17 protein-coding genes are annotated in these 17914 nt (G+C 63.9%); 11 read left to right on the forward strand and 6 right to left on the reverse strand.

The features are described 5' to 3' along the window. Window positions 1-75 precede the first annotated feature (75 nt). Window positions 76-1527 carry an argininosuccinate lyase gene (argH, locus tag ACN5W5_RS10395; protein WP_420048458.1) on the forward strand — a complete coding sequence of 484 codons (1452 nt, stop codon included), beginning with the start codon at window positions 76-78 and terminating at the stop codon, window positions 1525-1527. Between the two features lie 136 nt (window positions 1528-1663). Continuing rightward, window positions 1664-2788: an HDOD domain-containing protein gene (locus ACN5W5_RS10400; protein WP_420048459.1), complete on the forward strand. Its 1125-nt coding sequence runs from the start codon at window positions 1664-1666 to the stop codon at window positions 2786-2788. A 1-nt stretch (window position 2789) separates the two neighbouring features. Here the strand turns inward: ACN5W5_RS10400 and ACN5W5_RS10405 are convergent, their stop codons facing one another. Beyond that, entirely contained in the window at window positions 2790-3134 is a 345-nt protein-coding gene (locus ACN5W5_RS10405) for a DUF805 domain-containing protein (RefSeq protein ID WP_420048460.1), read from the reverse strand. 150 nt (window positions 3135-3284) lie between these two features. Between ACN5W5_RS10405 and ACN5W5_RS10410 the strand changes: the two genes are divergently transcribed. The 3 genes from ACN5W5_RS10410 (at window position 3285) to ACN5W5_RS10420 (ending at window position 5810) form a co-directional block, all read left to right on the forward strand. Next, a complete protein-coding gene (locus tag ACN5W5_RS10410; RefSeq protein WP_420048461.1) occupies window positions 3285-3791 on the forward strand; it encodes a bacteriohemerythrin in 507 nt (168 codons plus the stop codon). A 131-nt stretch (window positions 3792-3922) separates the two neighbouring features. After that, the gene (locus ACN5W5_RS10415; protein WP_420048462.1) at window positions 3923-4456 is read left to right on the forward strand and encodes a DUF2867 domain-containing protein; all 534 of its coding nucleotides are present in this window, start codon (window positions 3923-3925) and stop codon (window positions 4454-4456) included. Between the two features lie 151 nt (window positions 4457-4607). Then, a complete protein-coding gene (locus ACN5W5_RS10420; RefSeq protein ID WP_420048463.1) occupies window positions 4608-5810 on the forward strand; it encodes an ammonium transporter in 1203 nt (400 codons plus the stop codon). 17 nt (window positions 5811-5827) lie between these two features. Here ACN5W5_RS10420 and ACN5W5_RS10425 read toward each other — a convergent pair whose 3' ends face one another. Further along, window positions 5828-7018, reverse strand: a complete 1191-nt coding sequence (locus tag ACN5W5_RS10425; RefSeq protein WP_420048464.1) for a hypothetical protein — start codon at window positions 7016-7018, stop codon at window positions 5828-5830. Window positions 7019-7185: 167 nt separating this feature from the next. Continuing rightward, window positions 7186-8376, reverse strand: coding sequence for a hypothetical protein (locus tag ACN5W5_RS10430; protein ID WP_420048465.1), 1191 nt, complete (start codon window positions 8374-8376; stop codon window positions 7186-7188). Window positions 8377-8587: 211 nt separating this feature from the next. Here ACN5W5_RS10430 and ACN5W5_RS10435 point away from each other — a divergent pair, with 211 nt between their 5' ends. Beyond that, complete coding sequence (locus ACN5W5_RS10435; protein WP_291189462.1) at window positions 8588-8950, forward strand: GFA family protein; 363 nt, start codon at window positions 8588-8590, stop codon at window positions 8948-8950. A gap of 121 nt (window positions 8951-9071) precedes the next feature. Then, window positions 9072-10601: an MFS transporter gene (locus ACN5W5_RS10440; RefSeq protein ID WP_420048466.1), complete on the forward strand. Its 1530-nt coding sequence runs from the start codon at window positions 9072-9074 to the stop codon at window positions 10599-10601. Between the two features lie 14 nt (window positions 10602-10615). Here the strand turns inward: ACN5W5_RS10440 and ACN5W5_RS10445 are convergent, their stop codons facing one another. After that, window positions 10616-10819 carry a YjfB family protein gene (locus ACN5W5_RS10445; protein ID WP_420048467.1) on the reverse strand — a complete coding sequence of 68 codons (204 nt, stop codon included), beginning with the start codon at window positions 10817-10819 and terminating at the stop codon, window positions 10616-10618. A 175-nt stretch (window positions 10820-10994) separates the two neighbouring features. On the opposite strand from ACN5W5_RS10445, the gene ACN5W5_RS10450 reads away from it, so the two are divergent. From ACN5W5_RS10450 to ACN5W5_RS10460, 3 genes are all read left to right on the forward strand, one after another. Next, window positions 10995-11552: a GNAT family N-acetyltransferase gene (locus tag ACN5W5_RS10450; protein WP_420048468.1), complete on the forward strand. Its 558-nt coding sequence runs from the start codon at window positions 10995-10997 to the stop codon at window positions 11550-11552. A 73-nt stretch (window positions 11553-11625) separates the two neighbouring features. Continuing rightward, window positions 11626-12582, forward strand: a complete 957-nt coding sequence (locus ACN5W5_RS10455; RefSeq protein WP_420048469.1) for a hypothetical protein — start codon at window positions 11626-11628, stop codon at window positions 12580-12582. A gap of 23 nt (window positions 12583-12605) precedes the next feature. Continuing rightward, window positions 12606-13220, forward strand: a complete 615-nt coding sequence (locus tag ACN5W5_RS10460; protein ID WP_420048470.1) for a hypothetical protein — start codon at window positions 12606-12608, stop codon at window positions 13218-13220. Between the two features lie 133 nt (window positions 13221-13353). Here ACN5W5_RS10460 and ACN5W5_RS10465 read toward each other — a convergent pair whose 3' ends face one another. Together ACN5W5_RS10465 and ACN5W5_RS10470 are read right to left on the reverse strand one after the other, a co-directional pair. Beyond that, complete coding sequence (locus ACN5W5_RS10465) at window positions 13354-13995, reverse strand: hydrolase (RefSeq protein WP_420048471.1); 642 nt, start codon at window positions 13993-13995, stop codon at window positions 13354-13356. Between the two features lie 26 nt (window positions 13996-14021). After that, window positions 14022-15545, reverse strand: a complete 1524-nt coding sequence (locus ACN5W5_RS10470) for an AMP-binding protein (protein WP_420048472.1) — start codon at window positions 15543-15545, stop codon at window positions 14022-14024. A 124-nt stretch (window positions 15546-15669) separates the two neighbouring features. On the opposite strand from ACN5W5_RS10470, the gene ACN5W5_RS10475 reads away from it, so the two are divergent. Further along, complete coding sequence (locus ACN5W5_RS10475; protein ID WP_420048473.1) at window positions 15670-17895, forward strand: carotenoid biosynthesis protein; 2226 nt, start codon at window positions 15670-15672, stop codon at window positions 17893-17895. Window positions 17896-17914: the final 19 nt, after the last annotated feature.

Consider the following 17914-nt stretch of genomic DNA (forward strand, 5'->3'; position numbering starts at 1 on the left):
CGTTTGTAAAACCCGGCCAGCCCGGCCCGGCGCACCCGCCGCCCTCCAATTCCCTACCCAGCCGCTGGCACCACCATGTCCACCAACCAACTCGACAAGAAATCCGAAGCCTGGTCCGCCCTATTCTCGGAGCCCATGAGCGAACTGGTCAAGCGCTACACCGCCAGCGTGTTTTTTGACAAACGCCTCTGGCTGGCCGACATCACCGGCAGCCTGGCCCACGCTGAAATGCTGGCTGCCCAGGGCATCATCGGCGCCGACGACCGCGCGGCCATCGAACGCGGCATGGCACAGATCCGCTCTGAAATCGAAGCCGGCACGTTCGAATGGAAGCTCGACCTGGAAGACGTGCACCTGAACATCGAAGCGCGCCTGACCCAGCTGGTGGGCGACGCCGGCAAGCGCCTGCACACCGGCCGCAGCCGCAACGACCAGGTGGCCACCGACGTGCGCCTGTGGCTGCGCAGCGAGATCGACCTGATCAGCGACCTGCTGGTGGAGCTGCAGACCGCGCTGGTGGACGTGGCCGAGCAGAACGTCGAAGTGATCCTGCCCGGTTTCACCCACCTGCAGGTGGCGCAGCCGGTGAGCTTTGCGCACCACCTGCTGGCCTACGTGGAAATGTTCGCGCGCGACGCCGAGCGTTTGGCCGACGTGCGCCGTCGCACCAACCGCTTGCCACTGGGCAGCGCAGCCCTCGCCGGCACCACCTACCCGCTGGACCGCGAGCGCGTGGCCGTCACGCTGGGTATGGTCGATGAGCAGGGCAACCCGCAGGTCTGCCAGAACAGCCTGGACGGCGTGAGCGACCGCGATTTCGCGATCGAATTCACCGCCGCCGCCTCGTTGTGCATGGTGCACATCAGTCGCTTCAGCGAAGAACTGATCCTGTGGATGAGCCAGAACTTCGGCTTCGTGAAGATCGCCGACCGCTTCACCACCGGCTCGTCGATCATGCCGCAGAAGAAGAACCCGGACGTGCCCGAACTCGCGCGCGGCAAGACGGGCCGCGTGGTCGGCCACCTGATGGGACTGATCACGCTGATGAAGGGCCAGCCGCTGGCCTACAACAAGGACAACCAGGAAGACAAGGAGCCACTGTTCGACACGGTGGACACCCTGAAAGACACGCTGCGCATCTTTGCCGAGATGGTGGGCGGCCAGCTCAACCCCGCCACGGGCGTCAAGGAAGGCGGCATCACCGTCAACGCCTTGGCCATGGAGGAAGCCGCCAAGAAGGGCTACGCCACCGCCACCGACCTGGCCGACTATCTGGTGAAAAAAGGCCTGCCCTTCCGCGATGCCCACGAAACCGTGGCCCACGCCGTGAAGGCCGCCACCAGCCACGCCTGCGACCTGTCCGAACTGCCGTTGGCCGTGCTGCAGGGCTTCAACGCCAGCATCGAAAAAGACGTCTACGAGTGCCTGAGCCTGCGCGGCAGCCTCAACGCCCGCAACACCCTGGGTGGCACCGCGCCGGCCCAGGTGCTGAGCCAGATCGCGCGCCACCGCACCCGCCTGGCCTGAGCGTTCACACCGGGCGGCTGTCGGCCGGGCAGCCGCCCTGGGGCAGGCTCAAGACCGCGCCAAGGGCGCCGATACACAGGGTCAGAACGAAAGTCCGCCGCACGCGGGCGATAACCCTTGAGTCGGAGGCTCCCCCATGTCTTCAGAGTTTCTGTGGATCGCTGCTGTACTGGCTTCTGCCATGGCATGGTGGTTGCTCCGCCGCCCGGTCGGGCGCGCCCCAGCCAGTGCACCCCGTGAATTGGCCACCCTGCGCAGTGCCCTCGGTCCCGTGCCGGCTTCCTCGCCGCACCCGGCACCTGCCTTTGTCGCCACCGTGCAGCCCTTGCCGGACGCGCTGGCGGGGTTCCAATGGCGCACAGAATCCGATCTCGATGGCGAACACCGCGCCACCCTGATCGCGGCCGTGCGCGGCATCCCGCGCCCACCGCGCTCCATGCAGCAGCTGCTCTCGCCCGAATTCGTCACCCGCGCCAGCTCTGCCGAACTCAGCGAGCTCGTGATGGGCGAACCGCTCATCGCGGCCAGGGTGTTGTCCACCGTGAACTCGCCCCTGTACGGCCTGCACAGGCCCGTCACCAACATCGGCCAGGCCGTCACTTTCCTGGGCATCAGCAGCGTGCGCAGCCTCTGCCTGCAGTACATGCTGGCCGATGCCTTCAAGCCCACGCTGGCCGAGGCACAAAAAGCGTTCGATGCCATCTGGAAAGCCAGCGCCATGGCCAGCGAACTGGCCGTGCGCCTGGGCAAGGCGCTGAACCTGCCCGACCAGGCGTCGATGTCCACGCAAGTGGTTCTGGGTTTCGTGGGCCAGCTGGCCACCGCTTCGCTCATCCCCGCCGCCGGCATGCCGCGGTGGCTCGGTCGCAACCGGCTCGAACGCGCGCGGCTGGAGCAGGAGCTGCTGGGCCTGAACGCCGTGGAAATCGGCGGCCTGCTCATGAAATCGTGGGAACTGCCCACCGCGCTGGTGGACGATGTGAACGACATGGGCTGCCTGCTGGTCACCCCGCCGGCCGCCATCGAACCCGAGCGCCTGCCGCGCATCGCGCTCGGCTATCTCTGCGCCCACCTGGGCGAAGGGCTGGCGCAAGGCCGCATCCCGTCGCCCGAAGCACTCACCATCGGCGACGCCGTGGACACCCACCATCTGCGCGCCTGCCTCGCCCACCCCACGCTCGCGCGCCTGCCCGCTGCGCTGCAGTCGCCCGAACTGCAGGCCGCCGTGCGCCAGATGCTGGGCGAGCCGGTCGAGGCCTGATTCAGATTCCGGCGGTCAGCGGCCCGGCCGAACCGTATTCGTTGTCCCCCTGGCTGGGCTGCACGGTCCAGTAGATCATCAGGATCAGTCCCAGCAAGGGAATGAAACCCACCAGCTGCCACCAGCCACTCTTGCCGATGTCGTGCAGGCGACGAGTCGCCGCCGCGATGGAAGGCACCAGGATGGCGAGGCCGAAAACAGCGTTCAGGCCATCGTTCACGATCCCGGTGACCACACCGCCCAGCACCACAAACAACACCCACCACCAGTATTCAGAGCGTGTTGCACGGCCGCTGAAACTGGCGTACTTGGAAAAACAGGTCTTGATTGCGTCAACGAATCCCATGGGTTCCTCCCTGGCGGTGGTGACTGGAAAGCGCGGCCCGACGGGTACGCCGTTGCCATCATAGACGGCACCCACCGCGGCACAATCGGGGTCCGGCGGCACTTGACCTTCATCAAGCCTCCCGACCCACCCACCCCGTACAGTTGCCCCATGAACACCACCGCCACGCCCGAAGCCCCCGCCACCACCACCGGCCTGGAATGGGCCCCCAGCCTGCAGACCGGCGACGACCGCATGGACGAAACGCACGAAGAGTTCGTCACCATGCTCAACCAGCTGCTCGCCACCCCGCAAGCCCAGCAGCTGCCGCTCTACCGCGAATTCGTCGAACACACCGCCGCCCACTTCGCGCAGGAAGAACGCTGGATGCTCGCCACCGGCTTCACCGCCGACAACTGCCACGCCTCGCACCACGCGACCATCATGGAAACGCTGCACGCGGTGATTCCCCATTACGAAAACGACGACCCGGAAATCATCACCCGCCTGGCCGAAGCGCTGGTCGAATGGTTCCCGCAGCACGCCGCCAGCATGGACGCCGGCCTGGCCCTGCACCTGAAAGACGTCGGATTCGATTCCCGCACCGAAACCCTGGCCGATCCCGACCGGGTGCGCCCGGCGACGATGAGCGGCTGCGGCAGCGTTTCCTGCAGCTGAGCGGGCGGCGGTCCTCGGCCGAGCCACCCTGCGGGGTGGCTTTTTTGTGGGCATGCCGCCGCCGGCTACAGTCGGGCCAGCGACCGTACCCGGTCCGTCGACCGGGTAGTCCACCGCGCAGGGAACACCCGATGAACACCCCGACCGAAACCAGCCCACCCGTCGGCAGCCGCATCGCCGGCCGGCTGGAGGGCGCCGACTTCTTTGACGCCTGGGCCATCGACGCCACCGACCCCTCGCTCAGCGCCCTCCGCCAGTTCCTCAAGGCTGTGCAGTCCACGCCGCGCTGGGTCGACGCCTGCATGCGCCTGCGCAACCGCGCCGTGCAGCTGGTGGGCCTGAAGAACCTGGGCGATCTGTCGGGAGTCAACCCCGCCAAGCCCGACGCCGACTACCGGCCCGGCGACCGCGTGGGCATCTTCACCCTGTTCGAGAACTCGCCCGACGAGGTGCTGCTCGGCGACCGCGACAAGCACCTGGACGTTGTGATTTCGGTGCACTGCGCCCGCCCGACCGGCGAGCCGGTGCGCGTCACCGTCACCACCGTGGTGCACACCAAGAACCGGCTGGGCCGTCTCTACATGCTGCCGGTCAAGCCCATGCACCGGCTGATTTCGCCCAGCGTGCTGCGGGCCATCGGCGCGCCGGCCCGGGCGGTGCGCTGAGCCTCGGGCCATCAGCACCCTTCCGGTGCCCGACGCACCACCATGAAGTGATTGGTTTGATTTTTGCTTGTGAATGGTGCGATTCGCCATGCAGTCCCTGTTTTGGCGCTCAGAACGCACCACAACACGCATTTCTGCACGGAGACTTCATATGGACGCACTAAAACAGGGCGCTGACGCCCTGTTCATCCTGCTCGGCGGCATCATGGTCCTGGCCATGCACGCCGGGTTCGCCTTCCTCGAACTCGGCACGGTTCGCAAGAAGAACCAGGTCAACGCCCTGGTCAAGATCCTGGTGGACTTTTCGGTCTCCACGATCGCCTACTTTGTCGTTGGCTATGGCGTGGCCTACGGCGCCTCGTTCTTTGTTGGCGCTGAAACGCTGGCCCAGAAAAACGGTTACGAGCTGGTGAAGTTTTTCTTCCTGCTCACTTTCGCCGCCGCTATTCCCGCCATCATTTCCGGCGGCATCGCCGAACGCGCCAAGTTCTGGCCGCAGCTGATCGCAACGGCCGTCATCGTCGGCTTCGTCTACCCCTTCTTTGAAGGCATCGCCTGGAACGGCCACTTCGGCGTGCAGGCGTGGATCACCGAAACCACCGGCGCCGCCTTCCACGACTTCGCGGGCTCGGTTGTCGTTCACGCCGTGGGCGGCTGGATCGCACTGCCAGCGGTCATCTTCCTCGGTGCCCGCGCCAACCGCTACCGCAAAGACGGCGGCATGTCGGCCCACCCGCCGTCCAGCATCCCCTTCCTCGCGCTGGGCGCGTGGATTCTCTGCGTGGGCTGGTTCGGCTTCAACGTGATGAGCGCACAGACGCTGGACAAGATCTCCGGCCTGGTCGCGGTCAATTCGCTCATGGCCATGGTCGGCGGCACGCTGGCCGCGCTCTTGGCCGGCAAGAACGACCCCGGCTTCGTGCACAACGGCCCACTGGCTGGCCTGGTGGCCGTGTGCGCCGGCTCCGACCTCATGCACCCGCTGGGGGCGCTGGTGGTGGGCGCCGTGGCGGGTGCGCTCTTCGTGGGCATGTTCACGCTGACACAGAACCGCTGGAAGATCGACGACGTGCTGGGCGTCTGGCCACTGCACGGCCTGTGCGGCACCTGGGGCGGCCTGGCGGCCGGCATCTTCGGCCAACAGGCACTGGGCGGTCTGGGTGGCGTCAGCTTCAGCGCGCAACTCATCGGCACCGCCCTGGGCGTGAGTTGGGCGCTGCTCGGCGGCGCGGTGGTCTACGGGGTGCTCAAAGCCACCATGGGCCTGCGCCTGAGCCAGGAAGAGGAATACGATGGCGCCGACCTGACCATCCACCGCATCAGCGCGACACCGGACCGAGAGGTGAGCTGGTAAAGCGGATCGGCCGCCGCCTACGATCCGTCGCGCCCCTCGTCATGGCCGTGGAGCACATAGTGTCCAAAGGGATACAGGCCCGCCTGCCGGACATCGGGATACCGCTCAAGATACCGGTCTGCAGAAAACTTCCGGTAATCCAACTGCAGATCGCTGAAGCTGCGTATGCACTCCAGGTACAGCTGGAACAGCAGCTCGACAAGGCTGGCGTCTTCAGGCACATTGGCGCCGCGGCCGGTCAATTCCCCGCGAATCGTCGTCAGCATCTCGGGCGTCGTGCGCCCCAGCCAATCTCTCAGACCTGTGCAGTCCATGTCTTTCTCGGAATAGGGCGGCAACTGCAGGCTCTGCCCCAGGCGGGCCTCCATCCAGGCCAAGTCCCAGACATCAACCTCCCGGGCCACCAATCTGGCGGGTATTTCAAACCGGCCCGGAAAAAGACGCCTGTGAACATCCAGCAGTTCACGCCAGGCATTGCGCAACAGGCCACTCCCGGACGAGAACATCGGATGGCTGTTCAGGGCGTAGATACACATGACAGCGTCTGTCGACAAGGTCACATTCGCTTCCAGACGGTGAGCAGGCTCCTTCTTCAACCCGATCCACGATCCAAAATCAGCGACCACATCGCCATTCAGCAGCTTCTCACGGCGGTACAGCCGATAGGAAACGCAATCCGCCCCGAAGACGTCTTCGATATGGACAAAGTTGTTCCGGTACGAAAGAGGGTGCAGATGATCCCCGGTGTATCCCCACTTGATCCATTCCTGCGTGGCGGACTTGACATAGCCAAACGGATCCCTGACATAGGCGCAGACCTGAATGTCGCTGGCGTACTGGCGAAGCAGTGCACCCAGTTCCCGTGTGGAATCCGGATCGAAACCCGTGATGGTTTCCGCCGACAGAATCAGTACCTCGGCTTCCGAAGCTCTCAGGCAGGCTTCCAGTGCGTCCCGGCATTGCGCCTGGACCCGGTCAAAGTCGCTGGCTGCAACGCCAAACTTCAACAGTTTGCCTGCTCGTTTGTGGCCTCGGTCAAATGCGGTGTTGATCAGGAATGAGTGGTTGTATGCACGCTGGCGATCCGCCTCCACGGCAGGTGGCAACGGCGCATACTCGAAAACGCCATCCCGGTAGCCTGCCAGCGAGGCCTGAATGGCGGTTGATCCCGTCTTGTGCATCCCAACATGGAGGACGATTCTTTTCATGAGCAGGGTTTCCAGGGCGCCGACACTCTAAACAGCTGTCAGCGTCGACCTCGTATAGGCCTCCACCTGAACCAAGTATAGGCATACGACGGCGATGACCTGAACATCCACCGCATCAGCGCGACACCGGACCGGGAAGTGAGCTGGTAAAGCGGATCGGCCGCCGCCTACGATCCGTCGCGCCCCTCGTCATGGCCGTGGAGCACATAGTGTCCAAAGGGATACAGGCCCGCCTGCCGGACATCGGGATACCGCTCAAGATACCGGTCTGCAGAAAACTTCCGGTAGTCCAACTGCAGATCGCTGAAGCTGCGTATGCACTCCAGGTACAGCTGGAACAGCAGCTCGACAAGGCTGGCGTCTTCAGGCACATCGGCGCCGCGGCCGGTCAATTCCCCGCGAATCGTCGTCAGCATCTCGGGCGTCGTGCGCCCCAGCCAATCCTTCAGACCCGTGCAGTCCATGTCTTTCTCGGAATAGGGCGGCAACTGCAGGCTCTGCCCCAGGTGGGCCTCCATCCAGGCCAAGTCCCAGACATCGATCTCCCGGGCCACCAATCTGGCGGGTATTTCAAACCTACCCGGAAACAACTGCCCGAAAACACCGTGCAGTTCACGCCAGGCATTGTGCAAGAGACCATTCCCGGACGAGAACATCGGGTAATTGTTCAGGGCATAGATGCACCGGACCGCATCTGTCGACAAGGTCACATTCGCCTCCAGACGGTGCTCAGGCTCCTTCTTCAACCCGATCCACGATCCAAAATCAGCGATCACATCGCCATTCAGCAGCTTCTCACGGCGGTACAGCCGATAGGAAACGCACTCCGCCCCAAAGACTTCTTCGAGATGTTCAAAGTTGTCCCGGTATGAAAGAGGGTGCAGGTGATCGCCGGCATGGCCCAATTTGATCACTTCTTGAGTGATGGCCTTGACATAGTCAAACGGATCCCTGACATAGGCGTAGACCTGAATGTCGCTGGCGTACTGGCGAAGCAGTGCACCCAGTTCCCGTGTGGAATCCGGATCGAAACCCGTGATGGCTTCCGCCGACAGAATCAGTACCTCGGCTTCACTCGCCCTCAGGCAGGCTTCCAGTGCCTCCCGGCATTGCAACCGGACCCGGTCAAAGTCGTTGGCCACCACGCCGACCCGCTGCAACATGCCCACTCTTTTGTTGTATTGGTCAAACGCGGTGTTGATCAGGAATGAGTGGTTGTTTTCATGCTGGCGCTCCGTCTTCACCACAGGCGGCAGCGGCGCGTATTCGAAAACACCGTCCCGGTAGCCGGCCAGCGAGGTCTGAATGGCGGTTGATCCCGTCTTGTGCATCCCAACGTGGAGGACGATTCTTTTCATGAGCAGGGTTTCCAGAGAGTCCGAGGTTCGGTGAGCTCCTTTGTAGGCACCCACTGCGGCTGAACCGCACCGGGCATCGCGGAAGCGTGGCTAGTCTAAACGGCCGTCAGCGTCGGCTTTGGATGGGACCTCTGGCCCCGATGTCGAAAACGGGCTATGGTGATCGTCGTGTGGTTTGAGGACCGTCCCCGAACCAACCACACCCGCCACCATGACCACCACCGCATCCACCCACACCGGCAGCTGCCACTGTGGCCGCATCGCATTTGAAGTCCAGGGCGAAATCGACAGCGCGCTCGCCTGCAACTGCTCCATCTGCTCGCGCAAGGGCTCGCTGCTCTGGTTCGTGCCGCGCGCCAGCCTGGTCCTGAAGACGCCCGAGGACGCGGCCTCGACCTACCTGTTCAACAAACACGTGATCCGCCACCGCTTCTGCCCGGTCTGCGGCATACACCCCTACGGCGAAGGCACCGACCCCAAGGGCAACGCCATGGCGGCGATCAACCTGCGCTGCATCGACGGCATCGACCTCGCGGCCATCCCTGTGCACCATTTCGACGGCAAAAGCCTCTGAGCGCCAGGGCGCCAGGGCGCCAGGGCGCCAGGGCGCCAGCCGCCCGCCGTCCCTATCATTCGCACAGGCCAGCTGCCGCCGCCCTGGCCAGACCAGGCCAGTGGCTGAGGCCGCCGATCCCATGAGCCATTCCCCACCCACCCTGCCTGACGCCTCGACCGCTCCGCCCGCCAAGGCCACCCGCCGCGAGTGGTGGGGTCTGGCCATGATCGCCCTGCCCTGCCTGGTCTATGCCATGGACCTCACGGTGCTCAACCTGGCCGTGCCCGCGCTCAGCCGGGCGCTGGTGCCCAGTGCCTCGCAGTTGTTGTGGATCATCGACATCTACGGCTTTTTCGTCGCCGGCTTCCTGATCACCATGGGCACGCTGGGCGACCGCATCGGGCGCCGCCGCCTGCTGCTGATCGGCGCGGCCTTCTTCGCCGTGGCCTCCGTGCTGGCCGCGTTCGCGCGCACGCCCACCGAGCTGATCGTGCTGCGCGCGCTGCTGGGCATTGCCGGCGCGACGCTGGCGCCGTCCACGCTCTCGCTGATCCGCAACATGTTTCACGACGAGACGCAGCGCCAGTTCGCCATCGGCGTGTGGATCACCGCGTTCTCGGTCGGCAGCGCCATCGGCCCGCTGGTGGGCGGCTGGTTGCTGGAGCACTTCTGGTGGGGCTCGGTGTTCCTGCCCGCCGTGCCGGTGATGGCCCTGCTGCTGGTGCTCGGGCCGCGCCTGCTGCCCGAGTACCGCGACGAGAACGCCGGCCGCATCGACGCGCCGAGCGTGCTGCTGTCGCTGTCCGCCGTGCTCAGCCTCATCTACGCCGTCAAGGCCATGGCCGAACACGGACCGAGCGGGGAGCGGCTGGCGCTGCTGCTCGCGGGGCTGGCCATCGGCGTGGTGTTCGTGCGGCGCCAGTCGCGGATCGACTACCCTCTGCTCGAACTGCGGCTGTTCGCCATCCCCACCTTCCGCACCGCCATCATGGCCTACGGGCTGTCGTGCCTGGCCATGTTCGGCATCTACATCTTCATCGCCCAGCACCTGCAGATGGTGCTGGCGCTCTCGCCGCTGCAGGCCGGCTGGGCCACGGTGCCGTGGGCGGGCGGCTTCGTGTTCGGCTCCATGGTGCTGGCGCCCTGGCTGGCGCGGCGCTTCGGGCCCGGGCCGGTGATGGTGTGGTGCCTCGCGGCAGCGGCGGCCGGCATGCTGCTGATGGTGTGGGCCGACGGCCCCTGGGCGCTGTGGGTGCTGGTGGCCGGCATGGTCGTGGTCAGCCTGGGCATGGCGCCGGTGTTCGCCATCGGCACCGAGCAGATCATCACCTCGGCGCCGCCCGAACGCGCGGGCGCCGCCTCGGCCATCGCCGAAACCAGCTCGGAGTTCTGCGGCGCGCTGGGCATCGCGCTGTTTGGCAGCGCGGGCACGCTGATCTACCGCCAGCAACTCACGCAGGCCGGCGGCCAGTGCCTGCCCCCGGAAGCCATGGCCACCCTGGGCGGCGCCCTCGCGGTCGCCGAACGCCTGCCCGCCGACGCGGCGCAAGCGCTGACCCTCATGGCCCGCGCCGCCTTCACCGACGCGCTGCAGTTCACCGCGCTCACAGGCAGCGCGCTCATGCTGCTGGCCAGCGTGCTGGCGGCGCGCATGTTGCGGCGACCGTAGCCGCGGCGCTGGCCTCAAACCAGCGTATTGACCTGCGTCCCCACCGCTCCGCCACTCGCCAGCGGCAGATCGCCCGCCACGGCATTCAACAGCGCCGCGGACGCCGACTCCTGCATGTCCATGGCTTTTTTCATCACGAGGATTTGCGCTTCCCGCGTGGTCTGGCCCTGGCGCGTCTGAAGCACGCGGTCCATGAGCAAAGCGGGAGAAACGTCCATGTCCATGCGGAATCCTTGAGAGGTGTTCGGTGTTTATCGGCCCCCTGCACAGACAACTTGATCCGTCCCGCCGCCCGCCCCGTTCGTGTCGCTTGCCACTCTGGTAACAAACCGTACACAATGGCCGCAGAGCCACAGGCCACTCACAAAAACGCCACCCGGGGAGGGAAGCCACATGAACGACGCCCGGCCGCGCCCGTTCCACATCCGCACCGACCGCGAACTCACGCACCCGCAGGTGATCGCCCTGCTGGAAGAGCACCTCGCCGGCATGCGCGCCGAGTCACCGCCCGAGTGTGTGTTCGCGCTGGACCTCGACGGCCTGCGCCGGCCGGAGATCACGTTCCTGACCGCCTGGCGCCGCGCGCCTTCTGGTTCACCCGGCGACGCTGAAGGCGAACTGCTCGCCATGGGCGCCATCAAGGAACTGGCGCCCACCACCGCCACGGAAGGCGGGCACGGCGAACTCAAATCCATGCGCACCAGCGCGCGCCACCTTCGGCAAGGGGCCGCCCAAGCCATCCTCACCGAGCTGCTCGCCCTCGCGCGCCAGCGCGGCTATGCGCGGGTGAGCCTGGAAACCGGCAGCACGCCGGCGTTTGAACCGGCGATGGCGATGTACCGGCGGTTCGGGTTTGTGGAATGCGGGCCGTTTGCGGATTACAGGGAAGACCCGTTCAGTCGGTTTATGACGATGACACAGGACGGAGCACAAGGAAATTATCGTCAATAGTCTTGATCGAAGAGCAAAAGCAAGACTCAGCCAAATCCATCACCAGCCGAGAGCATATCTTTAGAGGAAATTTATGAAAATTGATAGTCGATCCGTTCACTTTTTTGAACTAAATGTACACACGCTTCCCATGGACAATGAAATACCTGTAGCACCGCAGATATCGATGGAGCTATTGCTTTCGAAGCTACTACCAACCATCAAGCAAGGCGTCGAAATTAAATGTGGAAAGACACCCATAGAAGTTACGCGCATTTCGTTCGACGGAAGTAAAAATGAGATCGTATTACTGCTAAATAAACCAGACCCTGAAAGATCTGACGTTGCATATAGAAAAAGAACCACGAAAACCAGACGACTCGGAAATAAAGCTGCCGATGAGGATGTCGAAGTGTCATCTCATGTTTTGATAAAGATGACACCAAATTTAACTACTGCAAAAATGCTTCTAACAACTGGAGCCAGCATACCGCCAGCAAAAATCGTCTCACTATTTAACACAAGCTACAAAGCTGCCAAATTTCTGCCTTCAATACAAAAAATGAGAGTGCTGCCCCTTGTAACAAATCTCCTAAATGAGGATAGCAGCGCAAGAACTTATGAAGTAAACCACCGGTTTTCATTTAATGCAATGCCGAACGGCTTGCTTGTTGACATCATAAAGTCTGGAAAAATAGTGGGACTCAATCTTATTGACCTAGGAAATCAAGCTTTCGACAGCACTGTTCGATGCAATGTTGATAGAATGGCCATGCACATCGATCTACGATCTGCTACTGTCGACATCCCTTTAATACAAAGAATTGTAAAAGTTGCAAAAGGGAAACGAAAGTTTGATGCCAGCAAAATCCGAGTTGAATATTTGGACAATGGAACTTCAAGCGGTGAGGTTCGGGATAAGACTTTTGATGCATCTCAATTAGAAAAAGCGTTTACCAGATCCGAAACTATTGCCCTAGACAATCCTCATTACGACCATCAAACTGAAATATCCCAAGATATAGTTTCAAAAATGCGCGATCTAATATAGCGCACTGAAACCAAGGAGATTCGATGCTAAAACTACTGCTTCGACCTTTTTCCTACCTATCAATAAAGCATGAAGATCCAATATTCACTTGGATCAACTGGTACATACCTGGCTTCTTCGCAGTTCTTTCCGGGTTTATTTGGTGCATTCCAATTGCAGTGGTTTATTTCGGACTCCCCACACCCCATGACGCTGATGTGTGGGGCATCAATGGCCTCGTAGGAAAAATCCAAGGATTGATCCAAAATCTTCCTGGATTTTATACAGCTGCACTTGCAATCGTTGCAACTTTTGGTGGGCGCGATATGCTTAAAGCAATGCCCGGGAAACCTCCAAAAATGAAATTCCTTGTTGAGGGGGTTTTGACAAAGGAACTAGAGTTAAGCAGGCGGCTGTTCTTGAGCTCCATGTTTGCCTATCTCACTGCCCTCAGCTTTTTGCTGACATTATTTTCAGCAATAGCCGTCACTTTGGCTCCTGTAGTGAAGTCGATGACGCCTCCATTTTTTGTTTCGTTTCTTGATTTGATATTCATTGGCTTCTATGTGTTATTCTTATCGCAAATGTTAACTGTGACTGGTTGGGGTCTTTACTATCTTGGTGAAAAAATTCATTTAAGTGGAGGGCCAGACGTTTAAGTTACAAAATTATGTGAGCGGGCAGCTTGGTCTTCGAGGCCACGACTTTCATTACCCGCAATGAGAGGTCTTAGCACTAACTAGCAACGAGGTCAGGTCTTGCCCTTTGCCCCGTACTCAGCAAAGCAATCAGTCAAACCTCGGCCACACCCACCACGTAGTTCTTCCCGTAGGCCTTCGCGCATTTGGGGCAGGTGGTGTAGAAAAACCAGATCGATTTCGGCTCGACACCGCGGGCGCGAACCAGTTCAGCCATGTCCTCGTGCCAATGACGGGCTTCTTGATACGGGCCTTCAAAGACCTTGGTGACGAAATCGCCCGAGAGCGTGGTCATCTCTTCTTCGGGTACCGCCTTCGACACCGCGAACAAGTGCTCTCCGGCGAACGAGGAGGTGTCGCGCGAGAGCACGATGGTGTTCGACGCGTCCACAGCGCCCGCGTCTTCCATGTGCTTCTGCACGCGCGAGAACACCCTGCCCATGTCAACGGGCATGTGCATCAGGCTGTGCGTCTTGGCGCGCACGAACGGTTTGTCGCGAAAGTGAAATTCCTGCGCATCCCAGCCGTCGGGATTGAACTTGAAGCAGCAGCCGGTGGTGTTGACCGACATGTCGTAGTGAGGGATTGCGTTGGTCTGCACAGTGGATCCTCCTGTTTGAAAAGCCGGATGTCTTTCAATCAAGGCCAGCGTATCTATCGGTGGCACCGGCGCGGCATGTGGCGCACGCACCGCCCTCCTTATAGACCGCAAGACGCCAGCACGATTGAGCTTCATCAAGGGACCCGCGCGCGCTTGCCAATCTACAGCCGCTCGCGCAGCACCGTTTTCAACACCTTGCCGTAGTTGTTCTTGGGCAGCGCGTCCACGATCTCATAGCGCTTGGGCCGTTTGAACCGCGCAATCTGGTCGAGGCAGAAGGCGTCGAGCGCTTTTGAATCCAGCGCCGCCCCTGCCAGCGGCACCACAAAGGCCACCACGATCTCGCCCCACTCGGGGTCGGGGGCGCCGACCACGGCCACTTCGGCCACGCCGGGGGCGGTGAGCAGCACCTCCTCCACCTCGCGCGGGTAGATGTTGCTGCCGCCGCTGATGATGAGGTCCTTGCTGCGGTCCTTGAGGGTCAGGAAGCCGTCGGCGTCGAGCGCGCCCATGTCGCCGGTCCAGAGCCAGCCGTCGCGAATGGCGGTGGCGGTGGCTTCGGGGTTGCGCCAGTAGCCGGCCATGACGCTGTCGCCCTGGATCAGCACCTCGCCCACCTCGCCCGGCGGCAGCGGCTCGCCGTCTGGCCCGGCGACGCGGATGCGCACGGGGGTCTGCGCCACGCCCACGGAGGCGAGGCGTTCGGCGTGGCGCGGGTGGCCGGCGTCGGCCAGGTGGGCGCGGCTGAGCGCGCTGCCGACCATGGGACTTTCGCCCTGGCCGTAGATCTGCACGAAGCGCGGGCCCATCACCCGCAGGGCGCGCTGGATGTCGGCCGCGTACATGGGCGCGCCGCCGTAGACGATGGTCTTGAAACTCTGGCCGCACTGTTCGGGCGACAGGCCGGCCGTTTCTGCCTCGTCCACGATGCGTTTGACGATGGTCGGCGCGGCGAACAGCGAGAGCGGGCCGAGCTGCCGGCCGAGCGCGAACAGCTCGGCGGCGTCGAAGCCGCCCGAGGCGGGCACCACGTGGCGGGCGCCGGCCATGAGGTGCGGGATGGCGTAGATGCCGGCGCCGTGCGACATGGGCGCGGCGTAGGCGATGGCGTCGCCTTGATCGACCGGGTCCACGTCGTTGAAGTAGGTGAGCCCCATGGTCATGAGGTTGCGGTGCGTGATCATCACGCCCTTGGGGCGGCCGGTGGTGCCGCTGGTGTAGAACAGCCAGGCGGTGTCGGTGGGGGCGCGTTCTTCGATGGCGGGCAGGCCGGCGCCGGCTTCCAGCCAGGCGGTGCAGGCCGCGGATTCGGCGTCCATCACGCCGTCCAGCCCCGAGAGCGCGGCCGGGTCGGGCGCCACGTCCGACGTGACGAACGCCCAGCGCGCGGCCGAGTTCTCCACGATCCACTGCACTTCTTTCAGGTGCAGCTTGGCGTTGACCGGCACCACCACCAGCCCGGCCCACCAGGCGCCGAACATCAGCTCCAGGTAGCGCGGATGGTTGCGCATGAAGAGCACGACGCGGTCGCCGGGCGCCAGGCCGGCAGCCAGAAGGTGAGCACCCACTCTTGCCGAACGCAGAGCCCACTCGCGGTAGGTGGCCGCGCAATGGGTGCCGCTGAAGATGGCGGGGCGTTGCGGGTGTTCCAGGGCCTTGCGCTGCAGCAGGTGGGCGAGGTTCATGGTTTGTCTCCAGTGGTGACTTGTTGCCGCCACGATAACGCGGAGCGGGCTATCTAGAATGCAGGCCTGCAGGGGGCTGTGACCGATGTTCTGGGAGGTTCCTGTGGCCCATCTGCGTTCGCGCTTGTTCCAAATCCTGTTGCCCGGCCTGCTGTCTGCGGGCCTCATTTTCACCACCGCGCTGAACTACCCGCTGCTCACACTCGGCCTGGTGGTCGTCTCGGTGGCCATGTTCTGGGCCGCGCTGTGGTCCGCCGCCGTGCTGCTGGGCGGCCGCGGTGCCCGGGTGCTGGCCGTGCTGGCGCTGGGGCTGGGCTGGTTCGCCGAGCAGATGGGTTCGTCCCGTGGCTGGTTCTTCGGCCGCTACACCTACACCGACGTGCTGGGCCCCCGGCTGGGCGATGTGCCGCTGGCGATTCCGCTGATGTGGCTGGCCCTGTGCCTGGTGGGTTATGTGCTGGCCAGCCTCATGCTGTGGCGCACGCCGGTCCACGCGGCGCCCACGCTCAAGAGCGGCGCGCTCACCGCCTGGCTGGCCGCGATGATCGTGACCACCTTCGATCTGGGGGCCGACCCGTACTTCGTGTACGTGCTCAAGGCCTGGATCATGGAGAAGCCCGACGGCGGCTGGTTTGGTGAAACGCTGCAGGGTTTCGCGGGCTGGATGCTGGTGTCTTTTGTGATCGTCGCTGCGTTCCAGGCGCTCGCCGCACCCCGCCGTGTGCCGGCCATCGGGCGCCAGACCCGGCTCGCGGCCTGGGTGCCGATCGGGCTGTACGCCAGCGGCCTGGTGTTCCAGGTGCTGTTCGGCCATCCGATCGAAATCCGCGCCATCGCCTTTTTTGCCATGGGCATGCCCACCCTGATCGCGTGGGTGGCCTGGCGGCACTGGGTTGCGGCCCACACCGAGGCACACCAGGCTCAGCCCGTCCACAGCGTGCCGCTGGAGCCGATGGGGCTGCAGGCCGACCCGCTGGCGGACCAGACCGTGGCGGCGCTCATCGGGCCGTGGTCCGACGCCGACGGCGCCACCGGCCCGGCCACGGACCGGCTTGCCGCGGCCACCCGGCTCATGGCGGGCTGGACCAGCAACGGCGCCCTGGCCGACTGGGGGCAGGGCGATGCCGCAGCGGCGGCCGATCCGGCGGTGGTGGCCGCGTTGCGCGCCTATGTGGACGAAGGGCGCGCGTTGCCCGACTGGGCCGACGCGGCCAAGGTCGAGCGCGCCGAGGCCATCTTCATGGAGCAGGGCCCGCTGTCGTGCACGCTGCTGTTCTGCGCCAGCCTGCCCGAGTGTTATGTGCTGCCCAACCTGGCCGAGGTGCTGCACATCGCGGGTCAGCTGGAGCAGCACACCGAGCACCGCATCCGCCAGACCGCGGCCATGGTGTTCCCGGTGATGATGAAGGGCGGGCTGATGGACGCCAGCGGCGCCGGCGTGGCCCAGGTGCTCAAGGTGCGGCTGATCCACGCCACCATCCGCCACCTGATCCTGCGCGGTGAGCCGCAGGCGGTGCGCGGCCCGGTGGCGCCGCTGCTGCAGACCGGCGCACCCACCGGCATGCACGCGGCCCTGATGTCGCACGGCTGGGACGTGGACCGCCAGGGACTGCCCTGCAACCAGATCGAGCTGGCCTACACGTTGCTGACCTTCAGCTACAGCTTCCTCAAGGGCATGCGCACGCTGGGCCTGGGCCTGCCGCGCGCGGACGAAGAGGCCTACCTGCACGCCTGGAACGTGATGGGCCACGTGCTGGGTGTGCGGCGCGAGCTCATGGCCGACACCATGGAAGAAGCTGCCGCACTGTTCGAGCGCATCCAGGCGCAGGCGCGTGGGCAGACGGTGAACCCGGACGCGCGGCCGGCCCTGGGCCGTGCGCTCATGCACACCATGGAGCGCACGATCCGCCTGCCGGTGGTCCGGGGCATCCCGGTGCCGCTGACGCGCTGGCTGATCGGACCCGACACCGCGCGCGAGATCGGCGTGGACGAGCGCGTGTCCTGGCCCACCCGGCTGCTGTTCGGGGCGGGCCGGTTGCTGGTGCGCCTGATCGACACCGTGGTGCGGCTGTTCTCGCCGGACTTCTCGCTGTCCCGGATGCTCACCCGCATCGTGGGCTACCACCTGCTGACCCGCTTCCTGCTGGACCAGACCCGTCCGCTGGGTCTGCCCGACCAGTTGCTCAACCCGCTGACCGACACGGTGGCGGCCTGGAGCGATGACCCCGGCGCCCCGGGCTGGCTCAACCGCCTGGAAGACCGCTGGACAACCACCGGGCACTGGCTGCCTGCGCAGGGTGAGGGCGCGGCACGGCGGCCTGCTCCCGAGGCCAACGCCGTCGTTTCATGAAGAATTTCCTTCGCGAGTT

This window comes from Hydrogenophaga sp. ZJX-1, assembly GCF_048590325.1.
GTDB lineage: Bacteria > Pseudomonadota > Gammaproteobacteria > Burkholderiales > Burkholderiaceae_C > Hydrogenophaga.

Excerpts from the sequence above, each read along its gene's own strand:
- ACN5W5_RS10410 (WP_420048461.1), top strand. The coding sequence starts at position 3,285 with ATGAACACCACCGCCACGCCCGAAGCCCCCGCCACCACCACCGGCCTG.
- ACN5W5_RS10420 (WP_420048463.1), top strand. The coding sequence starts at position 4,608 with ATGGACGCACTAAAACAGGGCGCTGACGCCCTGTTCATCCTGCTCGGC.
- ACN5W5_RS10445 (WP_420048467.1), bottom strand. The coding sequence starts at position 10,819 with ATGGACGTTTCTCCCGCTTTGCTCATGGACCGCGTGCTTCAGACGCGC.
- ACN5W5_RS10440 (WP_420048466.1), top strand. The coding sequence starts at position 9,072 with ATGAGCCATTCCCCACCCACCCTGCCTGACGCCTCGACCGCTCCGCCC.
- ACN5W5_RS10465 (WP_420048471.1), bottom strand. The coding sequence starts at position 13,995 with ATGAAGCTCAATCGTGCTGGCGTCTTGCGGTCTATAAGGAGGGCGGTG.
- ACN5W5_RS10455 (WP_420048469.1), top strand. The coding sequence starts at position 11,626 with ATGAAAATTGATAGTCGATCCGTTCACTTTTTTGAACTAAATGTACAC.
- ACN5W5_RS10425 (WP_420048464.1), bottom strand. The coding sequence starts at position 7,018 with ATGAAAAGAATCGTCCTCCATGTTGGGATGCACAAGACGGGATCAACC.
- ACN5W5_RS10405 (WP_420048460.1), bottom strand. The coding sequence starts at position 3,134 with ATGGGATTCGTTGACGCAATCAAGACCTGTTTTTCCAAGTACGCCAGT.
- ACN5W5_RS10470 (WP_420048472.1), bottom strand. The coding sequence starts at position 15,545 with ATGAACCTCGCCCACCTGCTGCAGCGCAAGGCCCTGGAACACCCGCAA.
- ACN5W5_RS10415 (WP_420048462.1), top strand. The coding sequence starts at position 3,923 with ATGAACACCCCGACCGAAACCAGCCCACCCGTCGGCAGCCGCATCGCC.
- ACN5W5_RS10450 (WP_420048468.1), top strand. The coding sequence starts at position 10,995 with ATGAACGACGCCCGGCCGCGCCCGTTCCACATCCGCACCGACCGCGAA.
- ACN5W5_RS10460 (WP_420048470.1), top strand. The coding sequence starts at position 12,606 with ATGCTAAAACTACTGCTTCGACCTTTTTCCTACCTATCAATAAAGCAT.
- ACN5W5_RS10435 (WP_291189462.1), top strand. The coding sequence starts at position 8,588 with ATGACCACCACCGCATCCACCCACACCGGCAGCTGCCACTGTGGCCGC.
- ACN5W5_RS10430 (WP_420048465.1), bottom strand. The coding sequence starts at position 8,376 with ATGAAAAGAATCGTCCTCCACGTTGGGATGCACAAGACGGGATCAACC.
- argH (WP_420048458.1), top strand. The coding sequence starts at position 76 with ATGTCCACCAACCAACTCGACAAGAAATCCGAAGCCTGGTCCGCCCTA.
- ACN5W5_RS10400 (WP_420048459.1), top strand. The coding sequence starts at position 1,664 with ATGTCTTCAGAGTTTCTGTGGATCGCTGCTGTACTGGCTTCTGCCATG.